Annotated in this window: 14 protein-coding genes; 3 read left to right on the top strand and 11 right to left on the bottom strand. The window is 64.5% G+C overall.

What is annotated here, in order from left to right:
* Window positions 1-9: 9 nt before the first annotated feature.
* From atpD to IVB19_RS00930, 4 genes are all read right to left on the bottom strand, one after another.
* Window positions 10-1,452: a F0F1 ATP synthase subunit beta gene (gene atpD, locus IVB19_RS00945; RefSeq protein ID WP_007598896.1), complete on the bottom strand. Its 1,443-nt coding sequence runs from the start codon at window positions 1,450-1,452 to the stop codon at window positions 10-12.
* A 52-nt stretch (window positions 1,453-1,504) separates the two neighbouring features.
* Entirely contained in the window at window positions 1,505-2,380 is an 876-nt protein-coding gene (locus IVB19_RS00940) for a F0F1 ATP synthase subunit gamma (RefSeq protein WP_026233891.1), read from the bottom strand.
* A gap of 153 nt (window positions 2,381-2,533) precedes the next feature.
* On the bottom strand, window positions 2,534-4,063 hold the full coding sequence (gene atpA, locus IVB19_RS00935) for a F0F1 ATP synthase subunit alpha (protein ID WP_018459843.1): 1,530 nt from the start codon (window positions 4,061-4,063) through the stop codon (window positions 2,534-2,536).
* Window positions 4,063-4,623, bottom strand: a complete 561-nt coding sequence (locus tag IVB19_RS00930) for a F0F1 ATP synthase subunit delta (protein WP_027566412.1) — start codon at window positions 4,621-4,623, stop codon at window positions 4,063-4,065. The genes atpA and IVB19_RS00930 overlap by 1 nt, the downstream gene beginning before the upstream one ends.
* A 647-nt stretch (window positions 4,624-5,270) precedes the next feature.
* Here IVB19_RS00930 and IVB19_RS00925 point away from each other — a divergent pair.
* Window positions 5,271-5,780, top strand: coding sequence for a septal ring lytic transglycosylase RlpA family protein (locus IVB19_RS00925; RefSeq protein WP_026233889.1), 510 nt, complete (start codon window positions 5,271-5,273; stop codon window positions 5,778-5,780).
* 197 nt (window positions 5,781-5,977) lie between these two features.
* Here IVB19_RS00925 and IVB19_RS00920 read toward each other — a convergent pair whose 3' ends face one another.
* The gene (locus IVB19_RS00920; protein ID WP_018459840.1) at window positions 5,978-8,188 is read right to left on the bottom strand and encodes a primosomal protein N'; all 2,211 of its coding nucleotides are present in this window, start codon (window positions 8,186-8,188) and stop codon (window positions 5,978-5,980) included.
* 112 nt (window positions 8,189-8,300) lie between these two features.
* Between IVB19_RS00920 and IVB19_RS00915 the strand changes: the two genes are divergently transcribed.
* Window positions 8,301-9,266, top strand: coding sequence for a tyrosine recombinase XerC (locus IVB19_RS00915; protein ID WP_018459839.1), 966 nt, complete (start codon window positions 8,301-8,303; stop codon window positions 9,264-9,266).
* A 4-nt stretch (window positions 9,267-9,270) separates the two neighbouring features.
* Here the strand turns inward: IVB19_RS00915 and IVB19_RS00910 are convergent, their stop codons facing one another.
* Complete coding sequence (locus IVB19_RS00910) at window positions 9,271-9,843, bottom strand: hypothetical protein (RefSeq protein ID WP_018459838.1); 573 nt, start codon at window positions 9,841-9,843, stop codon at window positions 9,271-9,273.
* Window positions 9,844-9,960: 117 nt separating this feature from the next.
* On the opposite strand from IVB19_RS00910, the gene IVB19_RS00905 reads away from it, so the two are divergent.
* On the top strand, window positions 9,961-10,551 hold the full coding sequence (locus IVB19_RS00905; RefSeq protein ID WP_026233888.1) for a DUF4337 domain-containing protein: 591 nt from the start codon (window positions 9,961-9,963) through the stop codon (window positions 10,549-10,551).
* Between the two features lie 158 nt (window positions 10,552-10,709).
* Here the strand turns inward: IVB19_RS00905 and IVB19_RS00900 are convergent, their stop codons facing one another.
* The 5 genes from IVB19_RS00900 to IVB19_RS00880 form a co-directional block, all read right to left on the bottom strand.
* Entirely contained in the window at window positions 10,710-11,240 is a 531-nt protein-coding gene (locus IVB19_RS00900; RefSeq protein ID WP_018459836.1) for a hypothetical protein, read from the bottom strand.
* A gap of 33 nt (window positions 11,241-11,273) precedes the next feature.
* Window positions 11,274-12,674, bottom strand: coding sequence for a dihydrolipoyl dehydrogenase (lpdA, locus tag IVB19_RS00895; protein WP_018459835.1), 1,401 nt, complete (start codon window positions 12,672-12,674; stop codon window positions 11,274-11,276).
* Window positions 12,675-12,730: 56 nt separating this feature from the next.
* A complete protein-coding gene (locus IVB19_RS00890) occupies window positions 12,731-13,492 on the bottom strand; it encodes an SDR family oxidoreductase (protein ID WP_018459834.1) in 762 nt (253 codons plus the stop codon).
* A 52-nt stretch (window positions 13,493-13,544) separates the two neighbouring features.
* Complete coding sequence (gene odhB / locus IVB19_RS00885; protein ID WP_026233886.1) at window positions 13,545-14,780, bottom strand: 2-oxoglutarate dehydrogenase complex dihydrolipoyllysine-residue succinyltransferase; 1,236 nt, start codon at window positions 14,778-14,780, stop codon at window positions 13,545-13,547.
* Between the two features lie 179 nt (window positions 14,781-14,959).
* Window positions 14,960-17,929 (bottom strand): 2-oxoglutarate dehydrogenase E1 component, encoded by a 2,970-nt coding sequence (locus IVB19_RS00880; protein ID WP_018459832.1) that lies wholly within the window; start codon window positions 17,927-17,929, stop codon window positions 14,960-14,962.
* Between the last annotated feature and the right edge of the window lie 4 nt (window positions 17,930-17,933).

Raw genomic sequence — 17,933 nt, 5'->3', positions numbered from 1 at the left:
CTTCGCAGCTTAGGCCGCCTCGGCCGCCAGCTTCTTGCCCTTCTCGATCGCCTCTTCGATGGTGCCGACCATGTAGAAGGCGGCTTCCGGCAGGTGGTCGTACTTGCCTTCGCAGAGGCCGCGGAAGCCCTTGATGGTGTCCGCGAGGTCGACGAACTTGCCGGGCGAGCCGGTGAAGATTTCGGCGACGTGGAACGGCTGCGACAGGAAGCGCTCAATCTTGCGGGCGCGGGCCACCGTCAGCTTGTCCTCTTCCGAAAGCTCGTCCATGCCGAGAATGGCGATGATGTCCTGCAGCGACTTGTAGCGCTGCAGCACCTGCTGGACCTGACGCGCGGTGTCGTAGTGCTCCTGGCCGACGACGAGCGGCGAGAGCATGCGCGAGGTCGAGTCGAGCGGGTCCACCGCCGGATAGATGCCCTTTTCCGAGATCGCGCGGTTCAACACCGTGGTGGCGTCCAAATGCGCGAACGAGGTCGCGGGCGCCGGGTCGGTCAAGTCGTCGGCCGGAACGTAAATGGCCTGCACCGAGGTGATCGAACCCTTCTGCGTGGTGGTGATGCGCTCCTGCAGCGCGCCCATGTCGGTGGCGAGCGTCGGCTGGTAACCCACGGCGCTCGGGATACGACCGAGCAGCGCCGACACTTCAGAGCCGGCTTGGGTGAAGCGGAAGATGTTGTCGACGAAGAACAGCACGTCCTGGCCCTGGTCGCGGAAGTGCTCGGCGACGGTCAGACCGGTGAGGCCGACGCGGGCGCGAGCGCCGGGCGGCTCGTTCATCTGGCCGAACACCAGCGCGCACTTCGACTTGACGCTCGGATCCGGATTATGCGGATCGGCGTTGACCTTGGACTCGATGAACTCGTGATAGAGGTCGTTGCCCTCGCGGGTACGCTCGCCGACGCCGGCGAACACGGAGTAACCACCGTGCGCCTTCGCGACGTTGTTGATCAGCTCCTGAATCAGCACGGTCTTGCCGACGCCGGCGCCGCCGAACAGGCCGATCTTGCCGCCCTTGGCGTAGGGCGCGAGCAAGTCGACGACCTTGATGCCGGTGACGAGAATTTCAGCTTCGGTCGACTGGTCGGTGTAGCTCGGCGCTTCCTGGTGGATGGCGCGCATGCCTTCGGACTGGATCGGACCGGCTTCGTCGATCGGCTCGCCGATCACGTTCATGATGCGCCCGAGCGTGCCTGCACCCACCGGAACCGAGATCGGCTGACCGGTGTCGGTCACTTCCTGGCCGCGGACCAGACCTTCGGTCACGTCCATCGCGATCGTGCGCACGGTGGACTCACCGAGATGCTGTGCAACTTCCAGCACGAGGCGGATGTTGCCGTTCCTGGTTTCCAACGAATTCAGAATGGCCGGCAGATGGCCTTCGAACTGAACGTCGACGACGGCGCCCATGACCTGGGTGACGCGACCGACCTGGGTAGCTGCTGTAGCCATGAAGCTCTCCTTCGAAATTCTTTACTTGAACGACCGTCGTTTGGTTCGTGCGTCAGACCGCCTCGGCGCCGGAGATGATCTCGATCAGCTCCTTGGTGATCTGGGCTTGACGGGTTCGGTTGTAGATCTGGGTTTGCTTGCGGATCATTTCGCCGGCGTTGCGGGTGGCGTTGTCCATGGAGCTCATCTGCGCGCCATAGAACGAGGCGTTGTTTTCCAGCAGCGCACGGAAAATCTGCACCGCGATGTTCCGCGGCAACAGGCCGGAGAGGAGTTCGTCTTCCTCCGGCTCATAGTCGTAGGACGTCGACGGCGCGGTCGCCGCCTTTTCTTCCACGGTCAGCGGAATGATCTGCTGCGCGGTCGGGACCTGGGCGATCACCGACTTGAACTGCGCGTAGAACAGCGTGCAGACGTCGAATTCGCCGTTATCGAAGCGGGCCAGCACCTTCTTGGCGATGTCGTCCGCGTTGACGAAGCCGAGCTGACGAACGCCGCGCAGGTCGAGATGCTCGACGATCTGCTTGTCGTACAGGCGGCGGAGCTGCTCGTAGCCCTTGCGGCCGACGCAGAAGAATTTGACTTCCTTGCCCTGCGCCAACAGCGCCTGGGCGCGCTCGCGCGCGAGGCGCACGATCGAGGAGTTGAACGCGCCGGACAGACCACGCTCGCCGGTGCAGACCAGCAGTAGGTGAACCTGATCCTTGCCGGTGCCGGCCAGCAGCACCGGGGCGCCGGGCGAACCGGCGGCAGCGCTGGCGATGTTGGAGATCACCGCGCTCATCTTGTCGGCATAGGGCCGCGCCGCCTCGGCCGCTTGCTGGGCGCGGCGCAACCGGGACGCCGCGACCATCTGCATGGCCTTGGTGATCTTCTGCGTCGCCTTGGTGGAGGCGATGCGGACGCGCATGTCTTTAAGTGACGCCATTCTTCGTTCACCCCGGCGGTTCGACCCCTTGGATCAAGCCGCTAGCCTATCCCAGTCGTCATGCCCGGGCGTGTCCCGGGCATCCACGTCTTCGTTTCCATGCAGTGAGGCACGGAAGGCCGGGACAAGAAGCCCGGCCTTGCGACCGTTCTCTTATGCGAAGCTCTTGGCGAAACCTTCGACCACCGACTTCAGCTTGGCGGCGGTGTCGTCGGAGAGATCGCGGCTGTCGCGGATCGCGTTGAGGATCTCGACGTTCTTGCCGCGCAGCAGCGACAACAGACCGTCCTCGAACGCGCGCACCTTGTTGACCGGCAGCGGGTCGAGATAGCCGTTGGTGCCGGCCCAGATCACGCAGACCTGCTCTTCCATCTTCAGCGGCGCGAACTGCGGCTGCTTCAGGAGCTCGGTCAGACGCGAGCCGCGATTGAGCAGGCGCTGGGTCGAGGCGTCGAGGTCGGAGCCGAACTGCGCGAACGCCGCCATTTCGCGGTACTGCGCGAGCTCGCCCTTGATCTTGCCGGCGACCTTCTTGGTGGCCTTCGTCTGTGCCGAGGAGCCGACGCGCGACACCGACAGACCGACGTTCACCGCGGGGCGAATGCCCTGGAAGAACAGGTCGGTTTCCAGGAAGATCTGGCCGTCGGTGATCGAGATGACGTTGGTCGGAATGTAGGCCGACACGTCGTTGGCCTGGGTTTCGATGACCGGCAGCGCCGTCAGCGAGCCCGAACCCTGGTCCTTGTTCAGCTTCGCCGCGCGCTCGAGCAGGCGGGAATGCAGATAGAATACGTCGCCCGGATAGGCTTCGCGGCCCGGCGGGCGGCGCAGCAGGAGCGACATCTGGCGGTAGGCGACGGCCTGCTTGGACAAATCGTCATAGATGATGACGGCGTGCATGCCGTTGTCGCGGAAGTACTCGCCCATGGTGCAGCCGGTGAACGGCGCGATGTACTGCATCGGTGCCGGATCCGACGCGGTGGCGGCGACGATGATCGAATATTCGAGCGCGCCCTGCTCTTCCAGCACCTTCACGAACTGGGCAACCGTCGAGCGCTTCTGGCCGATCGCGACGTAGACGCAATACAGCTTGATGTTCTCGTCCGGCTGCGCGTTGAGCGGCTTCTGGTTGAGGATGGTGTCGAGCGCGATCGCGGTCTTGCCGGTCTGACGGTCGCCGATGATCAGCTCGCGCTGGCCGCGGCCGATCGGGATCAGGGCATCGATCGCCTTGAGGCCGGTCGCCATCGGCTCGTTCACCGACTTGCGCGGAATGATGCCGGGCGCCTTGACGTCGACGCGCATGCGCTTGTCGGCCTGGATCGGGCCCTTGCCGTCGATGGGGTTGCCGAGCGCGTCGACGACGCGGCCGAGCAGGCCCTTGCCGACCGGCGCGTCCACGATGGCGCGGGTGCGCTTGACGGTCTGACCTTCCTTGATCTCGCGGTCAGCGCCGAAAATAACGATACCGACGTTGTCGGTTTCGAGGTTCAGCGCCATGCCGCGGGTGCCGTTCTCGAATTCGACCATTTCACCGGCCTGGACGTTATCCAGACCGAAAACGCGAGCGATACCGTCGCCGACGGACAGCACCTGTCCGACTTCGGAGACTTCAGCTTCCTGGCCGAAATTCTTGATCTGGTCCTTGAGGATCGCGGAAATTTCCGCGGCGCGGATGTCCATCAGCCTGCCTCTTTCATCGCGTGCTTGATCGAATTGAGTTTGGTGCGAAGCGAGCTATCGATCATTCGGCTGCCAAGCTTGACCACGAGGCCACCGATGATCGAGGGATCGACCTTCACGTTGAGCGCGACGTCCTTGCCGGTCACCGACTTCAGGGCAACCTTGAGGGCGTCGAGATTCTTGTCCGAGAGCGCCTCCGCCACGGTGACGTCGGCCGTCGCCTCGCCCTTGAACTTGGCGACCAGGGCGCGATAGGCGCGGATGACGTCAGCCACCGCGAACAGGCGGCGGTTGGCGGTCAGCACTTTCAGGAAATTGGCGGAGATGCCGGCGATGCCGGCCTTGTCCAGCACGGCCGAGAGGGCTCTGGACTGGGCATCGGCCGCGAACACGGGGCTGCGGACGAGGCGCTTCAGATCGGCGCTTTCGTTCAGCATGCCCTCGAATTTTTCGAGATCGGCTTTGACCTCGTCGACCACTTTCTGGTCGCGGGCCAGTTCAAACAAGGCCGTTGCATAACGGCCCGACACACCGGAAACGGACGTATCTTCTGCAGCCACAGACGTGCTCTTTTTGCTGTCAAACTCGCAAGGGAAAAACCGTCGCCACGAAGCGGCGCCTAGCGATCCAAGCCCTTGGAATTCAAGCGGGACTTCGATTTTCGACCCCGCACGGAAGTGCCGGGCTCGTTAAAATCGCGGCTTTGCTAACATAGCAGGCGCGCACGTGCAACATGACGCCAAATTAAAGGCATGACGTTCTGTCGCCAGTTCGTCGCACTCCACGACGACGCGACGACGACCTTGCCATGCCGCGGAATTGCCACAGCGCTTAAGCCCAACCCTGAGCCGAGGCCGGCGATTGGTTCCTGCCCTCAGCGCATAGCCGCCATGAACACGGATCGCTGAGGCGTGATTCCAGCCCTCCCGGCTCCACTCGCCGAATACTTTCTGAATTCTAAATGCGGAAAGCGATGACTTCGTTTTACAGTATTCGCGAGTAATATAGAGGTTAACAAACTGCTAAATTCCAATATTACGGAATGTCGGCCGAATATCCCTGCCGGTAACAAGATATTACACAGCGACACAGAACGGATTTACTGCCCAATTCACGCCTCATTAGGAATCGAAACGCGATCCCGCTCGCAAACTTACGGGGGCTCCACTTGCCACATATGTGGCAATACTAGCTTAGGGACCAATATATGCTTTGTTTGAAGACGCTGGGCTCAGTGACCCGGCCGCGTAAGGCGATCGCCTTTGTTGCCGCAACTCTTCTCATCGGGGGAACTGCCACCGAAGCTTCCGCCAAATCCCGCCATCACCATCGCTATTCCCACCATCATCACCGCCACCACGCCCAGACCGATGCCAACACGACCTCCGATTGGCGTAACGCCAATGCATCGATGACGCCGTCGCAGGGCACCGGACGTTCCTTCTCCGGCATGGCTTCCTTTTACGGGAACGAGTCCGGCAGCAGGACCGCCTCCGGCCAGCGCTTCAACCAGAACGCCATGACCGCGGCGCACCGTTCACTGCCGTTCGGCACCAAGCTGCGTGTCACCCATGGCGGCTCGAGCGTCATCGTCACCATCAACGACCGTGGCCCGTTCATCCGCGGCCGTGTCCTCGACCTCTCCACGGGCGCTGCCCGTGCCATCGGCCTCACCGGCGCCGGCGTCGGCCGCGTCACTGCCGAAGTCGTCTCCTAAAGCGCGACGCCTGAAACAAGCTCGCCGTCTTGGGGGACGGCGGGCTTTTTGTTTGTTCTTCCGCCGTTATTGCGAGGAGCGGAGAGACGAAGCAATCCAGACTGCCTCCGTGGAGGGATTCTGGATTGCTTCCGCCTTCGCTAAAGCTTCGGCGGACAAGTCGCTGCGCTCGCAATGACGGGGAGTTTTGCAGCTCCTTACAAAAAGCTCTGCGGATCGACGTCGACTTCGAGCTTTTGATTGCCCTTCGGCTTCGGGCATGCGGCAAGCCAGTTGCGCAGATAATCCGACAGGTCGAAGCCGCGCGCCGATTTCACCAGGATGCGGAAGCGGTAGCGGCCCTTGATGACCGCGAGCGGGGCTTCCGCCGGGCCCAGCACCACAACGCGTTCGTCGCGCGGCGCGAGCGCAACGAGGTGGCGGCCAAAGCCTTCGGCGCTCGGCCGGTCGCCGGCGGAAATGATCAGGCTCGCGAGCCGCCCGAACGGCGGATAGAGCGTGCGTTCGCGCAAATCGATCTCGCTATCGTAGAACGCTTCGCGGTCGCAGGCGATCAGCGCCTTCATCACGGGATGATCGGGCTGGTGGGTCTGGAGATAACCGATGCCACGGCCCTGCTCGCGCCCGGCGCGGCCGATCACCTGGTTGAGCAACTGCCAGGTGCGCTCGGAGGCGCGCGGATCGCCATTGGACAGGCCGAGATCCGCATCGACCACGCCCACCAGATTGAGCCGCGGAAAATTGTGGCCCTTGGCGACGAGCTGGGTGCCGATGATGACGTCGACGCGGCCCTCCGCGATGTCGTTCAGCTCGGAGCGCATCGTCTCGATCGAGGTGATGAGATCGCTCGACAGCACCATGGTGCGGGCCTCCGGGAACAGCGCCGCCGCCTCCTCCTGCAAGCGCTCGACGCCGGGCCCGACCGCGACCAGCGATTCCTCCGCCGCGCAATGCGGACAGGTTTGCGGGCGCGGCATCGAGAAGCCGCAATGGTGACAGACGAGGCGCTGGCGGAAGCGGTGATCGACCAGCCAGGCATCGCAGATGGTGCAGGCGAAGCGATGGCCGCAGGCGCGGCACAGCGTCAACGGCGCATAACCGCGGCGATTGAGGAACAGTAGCGCCTGCTCGCGCCGCTCGATCGCGGTCCTGATCTCGGACGCCAGCCGCGGCGAGATGAAGCGGCCGCGCGCCGGCGGCTCGCGGCGCATGTCAATGGCCTCGATATGTGGCATGTGCTGGCCGCCGAAGCGCGACGGCAGAGCGATGCGCTGATAGCGGTTCTTGCGCGCATTGACCTCGGATTCGACCGACGGCGTCGCCGACGCCAGCACGATCGGAACCTTTGCGATATGCGCGCGCACCACCGCCATGTCACGGGCGTGATAATGCACGCCCTCGTCCTGCTTGTAGGCTTGGTCGTGCTCTTCATCGACCACGATGAGGCCGAGATTGGCGTAGGGCAGAAAGAGCGCCGAGCGCGCGCCGACCACAACCGGCGCGCTGCCCTCGGAGATCGCCGCCCAATTGCGCGCGCGGGTGCGCGGCGTCAGCTCGGAATGCCATTCCAGAGGGCGCACGCCAAAGCGCTGCGCGAAGCGATCGAGGAACTGGCCGGTGAGCGCGATCTCCGGCATCAGGATGAGCGACTGTTTTCCGCGGCGGATCGCCTCGGCGACGGCTTCGAAGTAAACCTCGGTCTTGCCCGAGCCGGTGACACCGTCGAGCAGCGCGACGTGAAAGCTGCCGTTGGCGGCGAGTGCGCGCATGGCATCGACCCCGGCGCGCTGAAGCGGCGAAAAATCCGGCCGGCTGAAATCCGGATCTGGGGCCGGCGGCGGCGGAGGCGGGGGCATCGGCTCGACCGAGAGCGTTCCTTCGTCGACGAGGCCGTCGATCACGCCGGCCGAAACCCCGGCCTCTCTGGCCGCCTCGGACTTGCCGTGCAGCAGCCGGTCCGACAGCACCTCGATCAGGCGCTGCCGCGCCGGCGTCAGACGTTTTGGCGGATCGCCGACCAGGCGCACGCCGGCGCGCACCCGCTCGGGGCCGAGGTTTTCGCCCATCCGCAGGCACATGCGCAGCACCATGCCGCGCGGGCTCAACGTGTAATTGGCGATCCAGTCCACGACCGCACGCAGCTCGGGCTTCAACGGCGGGATGTCGAGCTTTTCGCTGACCTCCTTGAGGCGGTTGTGCAGGCGCGGATCAGGATTGGCGTTTTCGGCCCAGACCACGGCGAGCACCTCGCGCGGGCCGAGCGGCACGCCAATAATATCGCCCGCCTTCAGCTCCATTCCGCGCGGCACCTTGTAGGAATAGGTCTGGTCGAGCGCGACCGGCACCAGCACGTCGACCATGCGGGTCGCGTTGGCGGAGACGGCGTTGCTGCGCGACGTGTGATCCATGGAGGGGGAATCGGAACCCGGGGGCTTCAAGGCTAGCGCCCTGAGGCGGCCTTAGCGAACGATAAACGAGTGTGATGCGATATACTGAGTGGAATCACCACGTCCAGAGCGCATGAGCAAAGCGGCCGCCCCACAAATCGAGCTCGCCAGCGCCGATCCTGACATCGCGCGGGAGATGACGCGCTGGCTGTCGCATCTCGGCGCGGAGCGGCGGCTGTCGCCGAAGACGCTGGAAGCCTATGCCCGCGATTTGCGGCAGTGCCTGATTTTCCTCTGCGGCCATTGGGGCGAGCGAGTGACGCTAAAGCGTTTCGCCGCGCTGGAGGCCACCGATATCAGAGCCTTCATGGCGATGCGCCGCGCCGACGATATTGCCGGCCGCAGCCTGATGCGCGCGCTCGCGGGCCTGCGCTCGTTCGGCCGCTTTCTCGAGCGCGAAGGCAAGGGCAAGGTCGGGGCGCTCTCGGCGATCCGCGCGCCGAAAGTCGCAAAGAGCCTGCCCAAGCCGCTGCCGATGGCGTCGGCCAAACGTCTTGCGGACGCCGACGAGCGCGCCGGCGAGGACCGCGAGACCTGGATTCTTGCGCGCGACGCCGCCGTGATGGCTCTCCTCTACGGCTCAGGCCTGCGCATCTCCGAAGCGCTGGGGCTGACGCGCCGCGAGGTCCCGCGTCCCGGTGAAGGCGACGTGCTGATCGTGACGGGCAAAGGCAACAAGACCCGCATGGTGCCGGTGCTCCAGAACGTGCTCGCACTGGTGCAAGAATACGTTTCCATGTGCCCGTATCCGCTGCCGGCGGAGGGGCCGATCTTCGTCGGCGCACGCGGCGGGCCCTTGAGCCCGCGCATCATCCAGCTCGCGATGGAGCGGCTGCGCGGCGCGCTCGGCCTGCCCGACAGCGCCACGCCGCACGCGCTCCGGCATTCCTTCGCCACGCACCTGTTGTCACGCGGCGGCGATTTGCGCGCGATCCAGGAATTGCTCGGCCATGCCTCGCTCTCGACCACGCAGATCTATACCGGCATCGATGCCGAGCGGCTGCTGGAAGTCTATGCCAGCGCGCATCCGCGCCGATAGCGGCTCAGTTGGCGAGATACTCGATATCGTAGACGTAGTTCGAGCCGCGCCCGACCTCGACGCGGACCATCGGCCTGAACGTCTCCAGCCGCTCGTACAGCGGCGCCGTGACCTTCACCGGTTGGCCCGCGATGCGAACGAGATAGTCCGCTTTGCGGCGGCTACCTGACCTCCACGCACGATCGACACGGCCTTCGATCACAAGGCGGGACGTCAGGTGATCGAGAAACAGCATTCGTCCGGCATACCATGCAAGACCGCTGCCGAGCAGCACGATCAGGATCATCGAGGCGAACGCCTTCGCCTGGTCACGCCATGAGCCGTACAGCGGAGGTTGTCGCAGCTGCGAGCCGACGATAATCAGGCCCAGAACAACGAGGCCGACATGGACGTCGTTGACTGCGATGATCGAGCTCTTGTCATAAAACCGCAACAGGCCGATGTAGGTCAGGCCAAGCGCGAGGACAATCTTGCCGACGAACGGAAAGGCCGCGGTGTTGCGGGCCTTCAGCAGCGCAAGCGCGGATGCGAGGATGGAAGGCCAGACGCAGGCTGCGATGAATTCCGCTGTGGTCATGGGACAGGACTAGATCAGCCCCGACGCGAAACCCTTAATTGCAACGGCCATCGCGGCTTGCCACTTGCGCCCGTCGCGCAGTTCGGTCAATCGTTGGTAAACAGGCAGGAGGGATTTATGAGCGCACATGAAAGCATGGAGCATGCCGAGCACGCCGAACACGCGTCCGGCTCGAACAAGAAGATCGCGCTCCTGATCGCGGTTCTGGCGCTGTTCCTGGCGATCTCCGAGACGCTCGGCAAGGGCGCCCAGACCGAATCGATCAGCAAGAACGTCGAGGCCTCCAACCTCTGGGCGTTCTTCCAGGCCAAGAGCATCCGCCGCACCGTGGTGCAGACCATGGCCGACCAGGGCAAGCTCATCCTCGGCGCGGCGAGCGACGAGGCCAACAAGGTGGCCGTGCAGAAGCAGATCGAGGACTGGCAGAAGACCGCGCAGCGCTACCGCTCCGAGCCGGAGACCGGCGAAGGCACCGAGCAGCTGGCCGAAAAGGCCAAGCACGCCGAGCATGAGCGCGACGAGGCGACTGCGAAATATCATCACTTCGAGCTGGCGTCCGCCGCCTTCCAGATCGGCATCGTGCTGGCCTCAGCCACCATCATCACCGGCATGCTGCCGCTCGCCTGGATCGCGGGCCTGCTGTCGCTTGCCGGACTTGGGATGACCATGCTCGGCGCATGGTCGCCGCATCTGCTGCATCTGCATTGAGGCTCGTAGCCCGCATGAGCGCAGCGACATGCGCGCTGTCATGCCCCGGCTTGACCGGGGCATCCAGTACGCCGCGGCTTCTCCGTAGCCATTGCCGTCTCTGGAATACTGGATCGCCCGGTCAAGCCGGGCGATGACAGCGAGTCTGCGGTGAGGCTTCACCGCGCTTCGTGCACGCTCTTGCGAAAGCGCTGGATCAGGCGGAGCGTGCGGGAGGACCAGCCTTCGCCGTTGCCGGCGATCAGCTCCTTGATGCGTCGCTTGACCGGATCGACCAGCTCGGCGGCCTTGGCACGCAGCTTCAGCACCAGATCATAGAGCCGCTCGAACCACGCCATCTCCATCAGCTTGTCGCGCGTCACGTCGAACACGAAGGCGGTGACGCCGACCCCGAGCAGCTTTGCGAACACGATGGTGAAGACCGCGCTGGTCCAGTATTCGTGCGTGAGCAGCCACAGGCCAACCAGCTTGAGCGGAAACAGCGGGACGATCGGTACAGCGAACACGATCAGCGTCATCGCTGGCGACAGCGCATCGACGCGGTCCGACAGCCATTGCTTGAACCGCGCAAGCGGGACGATTGCGACAACCCGCGCGACGATCGGTTCGAGATGGTCCCACAGCCAGGCTTCGATCAGGAAGATGATCGCAAGCAGGACCCAGACCGGTTGAAGCAGGCGGCGTAGCATGTGTTTCCCGCCCGATTCGGCGCTGGGCGCGACCTACATATGGATGGCCCGCTTGCCGACTGCAAGCGCGGCTTCCTTGATGGCCTCGGAGCGCGTCGGGTGCGCGTGGCACGTGCGCGCGAGATCCTCCGCGCTGCCGCCAAACTCCATGAGAACGGCTGCCTCATGGATCATTTCGCCGGCTTCGCGGCCGATAATGTGCACGCCGAGGACGCGATCGGTCTTCGCATCTGCGAGAATCTTCACAAAGCCGTCGGTGGTCTGGTTGACCTTGGAGCGCCCGTTGGCGGTAAAGGGAAACTTTCCGACCGTATAAGCCACGCCCGCCTGCTTCAGCTCCTCCTCGGTCTTGCCGACGGAGGATACTTCCGGCGTGGTATACACGACGCCTGGGATAACATCGTAGTTCACGTGGCCGGCCTGCCCGGCGATGATCTCGGCAACCGCGACGCCTTCATCCTCGGCCTTGTGCGCGAGCATCGGGCCCGCGACGACGTCGCCGATGGCATAGACGCCCTTCACGCTGGTGGCGAAATGCGGGTCGATCTGCACGCGGCCGCGATTGTCGAGTGCAACACCGGCTTCCTTCAGGCCGAGCCCCTCCGTGTACGGCACACGGCCGATACAGACGAGAACGACGTCGGCCTCCAGCGTCTCGGCAGCGCCCCCCGCGGCGGGCTCGATCGTCGCCTTCAGCGTCTTGCCGGAGGTGTCCACGCCCGTGACCTTGGCACTGAGCTTGAAGGCAAAGCCCTGCTTCTCCAGGATGCGCTGGAATTGCTTGGCGATCTCGCCGTCCATGCCGGGCAGGATGCGGTCGAGGAATTCGACGACGACCACTTCGGCGCCGAGACGGTGCCAGACCGAGCCGAGCTCGAGGCCGATCACGCCGGCGCCGACGATCAGCAACTTGCCGGGGACCTTGTCCAGCGACAGCGCACCGGTCGACGACACGATGCGGGTCTCGTCGATCTCGATGCCCTTGAGCCGCGCGATGTCCGAGCCGGTGGCGATCACGATGCTCTTGGTTTCGACGACCTGCGACTTGCCGTCGGCGGAGATCTCGACCTTGCCGGTGCCGAGAATCTTGCCGGCGCCCTTGAGCACGTCGATCTTGTTCTTCTTCATCAGGAACTCGACGCCCTTGACGTTGCCGTCGATGCCCTGCTGCTTGAAGTTCATCATCGCAGGCAAATCGAGCTTCGGCGCGGAGACGCTGACGCCCATCTTGGCGAAGGAATGCCCGGCCTCCTCGAACATTTCGGAGGCATGCAGCAGCGCCTTCGACGGCATGCAGCCGACATTGAGGCAGGTGCCGCCGAGCGTCGCGTTCTTTTCCACCACGGCGACTTTCATGCCGAGCTGCGCTGCACGCACCGCGCAGACATAACCGCCCGGTCCGGTGCCGATGACGACGAGATCGTAGGTAGCCATGAGAGAAAGTCCCGTAAGTTTAGCGTTGAAGGATGTGTCAGCGTCCGCGCGGCGCGTCAGCGTCCGCCGGACACATCGAGAATGGCTGAGGTAACGTAGGAGGCATCGTCCGACATCAGCCAGACGATGGCATTGGCGACTTCATCGGCCGTACCGACGCGCTTCATCGGCACCATATGGGCCAAGCGATGGGCGCGGTCGGGCTCACCGCCGGCAGCGTGGATTTCGGTGTCGATCAGGCCGGGGCGGATGCCCGCGACGCGAATGCCCTCGCCGGCAACCTCATAGCCGAGGCCGATGGTGAAGGAATCGATCGCGCCCTTGGACGCGGCATAGTCGACATAGGTGTTCGGCGCGCCGAGCTTGGCCGCAACCGACGACAGATTGACGATGACGCCGCCCTGGCCGCCATGCCTGGTCGACATCCGCTTCACGGCTTCGCGCGCGCAGAGGATGGAGCCGGTGACGTTGACCGCCATCACACGCTGGATGCGCTCGGCCGACATCTCGTCGACGCGCACGCCGCTGGTCCCGACAATACCGCCATTGTTGACGAGCGCGCCGAGCGTGCCGAACGCGTCCGCGGCCTTGAACAGCGCCAGGATGTCGCTTTCCTCGGCGACGTCGCATTTCACCGCGATGGCCTTGCCGTTGCTGGCCGCGATCTCGGCGACCACCTCATCGGCGGCCGTCTTGTTGCTGGCATAGCCGACAACGATCCGGAAGCCGCGTGCCGCGGCGGCAATTGCGGTCGCACGGCCGATGCCGCGGCTGCCGCCGGTGATGACAACGACTTTATCCGTCACGCGCGCCTCCATAGTTCGACACGCGCCGTCGCGAAAGGCGACGGCGCTCGCAGAGCATCAGCGATCAGAGATCGAGCACCAGGCGCGCCGGATCTTCCAGGCTCTCCTTGACGCGGACAAGGAAGGTCACGGCTTCCTTGCCGTCGATGACGCGGTGATCGTAGGACAGCGCCAGATACATCATCGGGCGGACCTCGATCTTGCCGCCGACGACCATCGGCCGCTCCTGGATCTTGTGCATGCCGAGGATGCCGGACTGCGGCGCGTTCAGGATCGGGGTCGACATCAGCGAGCCGTAGATGCCGCCATTGGTGATGGTGAAGGTGCCGCCCTGCATCTCGTCGATCTTGAGCTGGCCGTCGCGGGCGCGGCGGCCGAAATCGGCGATGCCCTTCTCGATGTCGGCGATCGACTTGTTGTCGCAGTCGCGCACCACGGGCACGACGAGGCCCTTGTCGGTGCCGACGGCGACGCCGATGTGATAGTAGTTCTTGTAGATCAGATCGGTGCCGTCGATCTCGGCGTTGACGGCCGGGATGTCCTTCAGCCCCTGGACGACGGCCTTGGTGAAGAAGCCCATGAAGCCGAGCTTCGAGCCATGCTTCTTCTCGAACGCATCCTTGTAGTGGGCACGCAGCGCCATGACGTTGGTCATGTCGACCTCGTTGAAGGTCGTGAGCATCGCGGCGGTGTTCTGCACGTCCTTGAGGCGGCGCGCGATGGTCTGGCGCAGCCGGGTCATCTTGACGCGCTCTTCGCGGGCGGCGTCATCGGCCGGCGACGGTGCGCGGACCTGAACCGCTGCGGCCGGCTGGTTGACGGGGGTCGGCGCCGAGGCCGCACGCTCGATCGCGGCGAGCATGTCGCCCTTGGTGACGCGCCCGTCCTTGCCGGAGCCGGGAACGGTCGAGGCATCGACGCCGGTCTCGGCCGAGAGCTTTCGCACGGAGGGAGCGAGCGGCGCATCGGCCGGTGGCGCCTTCGCCGCGGCGGGAGCAGCAGCGGCCGCAGGAGCGGCAGCCGCGGGCTTCGCGGGCGCAGCTGCCGGCTTGGCAGCGCCGGCGGCGCCTTCGGTAATCTGGCCGAGCAGCGCGCCGACGGCGACGGTGGCACCATCGGCGGCGATGATCTCGCTCAGCGTGCCGGCTGAGGGCGCCGGGACTTCGATGGTGACCTTGTCGGTCTCGAGCTCCACCAAGGGCTCGTCGACGGCGACGGGATCGCCGGCCTTCTTGAACCAGCGGCCGATGGTGGCCTCGGTGACGGATTCGCCGAGGGTCGGCACACGAATTTCAGTCATGGTCTTTTCCTTAAGGAGATCGCCAATGCGGACATAGGTGCAGATGTCAGCGCCCGCGGATGCGGGCGATCCAGTACGCCGTGACAGTCGTGATAGAGACGGGCGGCGCGGAATACTGGATCCCCCGCCCCGGTGCGCAATTGCGCACAAGGCGGGGCATGACGAGGTGTAAAAACTTCTCAGCTCAATGCTTCGTCCAGGAACGCCTTCAGCTGCGCCTGATGCTTCGACATCAGACCCGTGGCGGTCGCAGCGGAGGCGGCGCGGCCGACATAACGCGGACGCCGGCTCGCACCGTTCACCTGGTTCAGCACCCACTCCAGATAGGGCTCGATGAAGTGCCAGGCACCCATGTTGCGCGGCTCTTCCTGGCACCACACCACTTCGGCCTTCTTGAAGCGCGACAGTTCGGCCACCAGCGCCTTGAGCGGCACCGGATAGAGCTGCTCGACGCGCATCAGATAGATGTCGTCCATGCCGCGCTTCTCGCGCTCCTCGTAGAGGTCGTAATAGACCTTGCCCGAGCAGAGCACGATGCGGCGGATCTTCTCGTCGGGAACGAGCTTGATCGCTTCGCTCGGCAGCATCTGGGCGTCGTCATAGAGGATGCGGTGGAAGGTCGTTCCCTTCGCGAGCTCCTCGAGACGCGACACCGCCCGCTTGTGACGCAGCAGGGACTTCGGCGTCATCACGATCAGCGGCTTGCGGATCTCGCGATGAAGCTGCCGGCGCAGCACGTGGAAGTAGTTCGCCGGCGTGGTCGGATAGACCACCTGCATGTTGTCTTCCGCGCACATCTGCAGATAGCGCTCCAGACGCGCCGAGGAGTGCTCCGGTCCCTGGCCTTCATAGCCGTGCGGCAGGAGGCAGACGAGGCCGGACATGCGCAGCCATTTGCGCTCACCCGAGGAGATGAACTGGTCGAACACGACCTGCGCGCCGTTGGCGAAGTCGCCGAACTGCGCTTCCCACAGGGTGAGCGTGTTCGGCTCGGCGAGCGAATAGCCGTATTCGAAGCCGAGCACGGCTTCTTCCGACAGCAGCGAGTTGATGACCTCGTAATGGCCCTGCTCGTGACCGAGATGGTTGAACGGCGTGTAGCGGCTCTCGTCTTCCTGGTCGATCAGGACCGAGTGGCGCTGCGAGAAAGTGCCGCGCTCCGAATCCTGTCCGGACAGGCGGACATGGTGGTTCTCGTTGAGCAGCGTGCAGAACGCCAGCGCTTCGCCGGTCGCCCAGTCGATGCCCGTGCCGCCGTCGATCGCCTTGGCGCGGTTTTCTAGGAAGCGCTGGATCGTGCGGTGGACGCGGAAACCGTCCGGCACCTTGGTGATCTTGCGACCGATGTCCTTCAGGGCGGCGATGTCGACGCCGGTGACGCCACGCCGCGCATCTTCTTCCTGATCGGCGATCTTGAAGCCGGCCCATTTGCCGTCGAGCCAATCGGCCTTGTTGGGCTTGTAGCCGGAGCCGGCTTCGAGTTCGGCATCGAGCCGCGCGCGCCAGTCGGCCTTGGCCTTCTCGACCTCGCCCTCGGTCAACACGCCTTCGCTGATGAGGCGGCGGGCGTAGAGTTCGAGCGTCGACGGATGGGCCGCGATCTTCTTGTACATCACCGGCTGGGTGAAAGCCGGCTCGTCGCCCTCGTTATGGCCATGCCTGCGGTAGCAGAACATGTCGATGACGACGGGCTTGTGGAATTTCTGCCGGAACTCGGTCGCAACCTTGGCCGCGAACACGACGGCTTCCGGATCGTCGCCGTTGACGTGGAAGATCGGCGCGTCGATCATCTTCGCCACGTCGGACGGGTAAGGCGACGAACGGGAATAACGCGGATAGGTGGTGAAGCCGATCTGGTTGTTGACGATGAAGTGCACGGAGCCGCCGGTGCGGTAGCCCTTCAGGTCCGACAGGCCGAAACATTCCGCGACCACGCCCTGGCCGGCGAACGCGGCGTCACCGTGCATCAGCAGCGGCATCACCGAGATGCGCATATCCGGCGGATCGCCGTGCTGATCCTGCTTGGCGCGGACTTTTCCGAGCACCACGGGATCGACGATCTCCAGATGCGAGGGGTTGGCGGTCAGCGACAGATGGATGCGGTTGCCGTCGAACTCGCGATCCGAAGACGCGCCGAGGTGATATTTGACGTCGCCCGAGCCTTCGACCGCATCAGGATTGGCCGAACCGCCCTTGAACTCGTGGAACAGCGCGCGATGCGGCTTGCCCATCACCTGGGTCAGGACGTTGAGGCGGCCGCGGTGCGGCATGCCCAGCACGACCTCCTTCACGCCGAGATTGCCGCCGCGCTTGATGATCTGCTCGAGCGCGGGGATCAGCGATTCAGCACCGTCCAGGCCGAAGCGCTTGGTGCCGGTGAACTTGGTGTCGCAGAATTTCTCGAAACCTTCGGCTTCGACCAACTTCATCAGGATGGCACGGCGACCTTCGCGGGTGAACGAGATTTCCTTGTCCGGCCCCTCGATCCGCTCCTGGATCCACGCCTTCTGCGCCGCGTTGGTGATGTGCATGAACTCGACGCCGAGCGTCTGGCAGTAGGTGCGCTCGCAGATCGCGGTGATTTCGCGCAAGCTGGCGTATTCGAGACCGAGCACATGGTCGAGGAAGATCTTGCGGTCGAAATCGGCTTCGCTGAAGCCGTAGGTCCGCGGGTCGAGCTCTTCGCGATTGCGCTGGGCTTCGATGCCGAGCGGATCGAGCTTGGCGTGGAAGTGACCGCGCATGCGGTAGGACCGGATCAGCATCAGGGCCCGGACCGAGTCGCGGGTGGCCTGGAGAAGGTCGGCGGAGGAGAGGCCGCCGCTCTTATCGCCACCCTTGGCCTGCGCCTTGGCAGCGATCTTGGCTCCGACCGTCTTCTCGACTTCCGCCCAATTGCCGTCGAGCGCGGAGGTCAGATCATCCTGCGGGGTCAGCGGCCAGTTGGCGCGCTCCCAGGACGGGCCTTGGGCGTTCTTGCTGATGTCACCCGGCTGGTCGTTGAGGCTCTTGAAGAAGTCCTGCCACTCGGCATCCACCGAGGACGGGTCCTTCTCGTAGCGGGCGTAGATTTCGTCGATGTAGGTGGCGTTGGTGCCCTGCAAAAAGGAGGAGAGGGCAAAGGCTGCGTTCGCGTCTTGGCGAGACATACTT

Origin of the sequence: Bradyrhizobium sp. 187 (assembly GCF_023101005.1) — a bacterium.
Classification (GTDB): Bacteria; Pseudomonadota; Alphaproteobacteria; order Rhizobiales; family Xanthobacteraceae; genus Bradyrhizobium; species Bradyrhizobium canariense_D.
The sequence above is the reverse complement of the archived record's forward strand: the minus strand, read 5'-3'. Positions and strand labels throughout refer to the sequence as shown.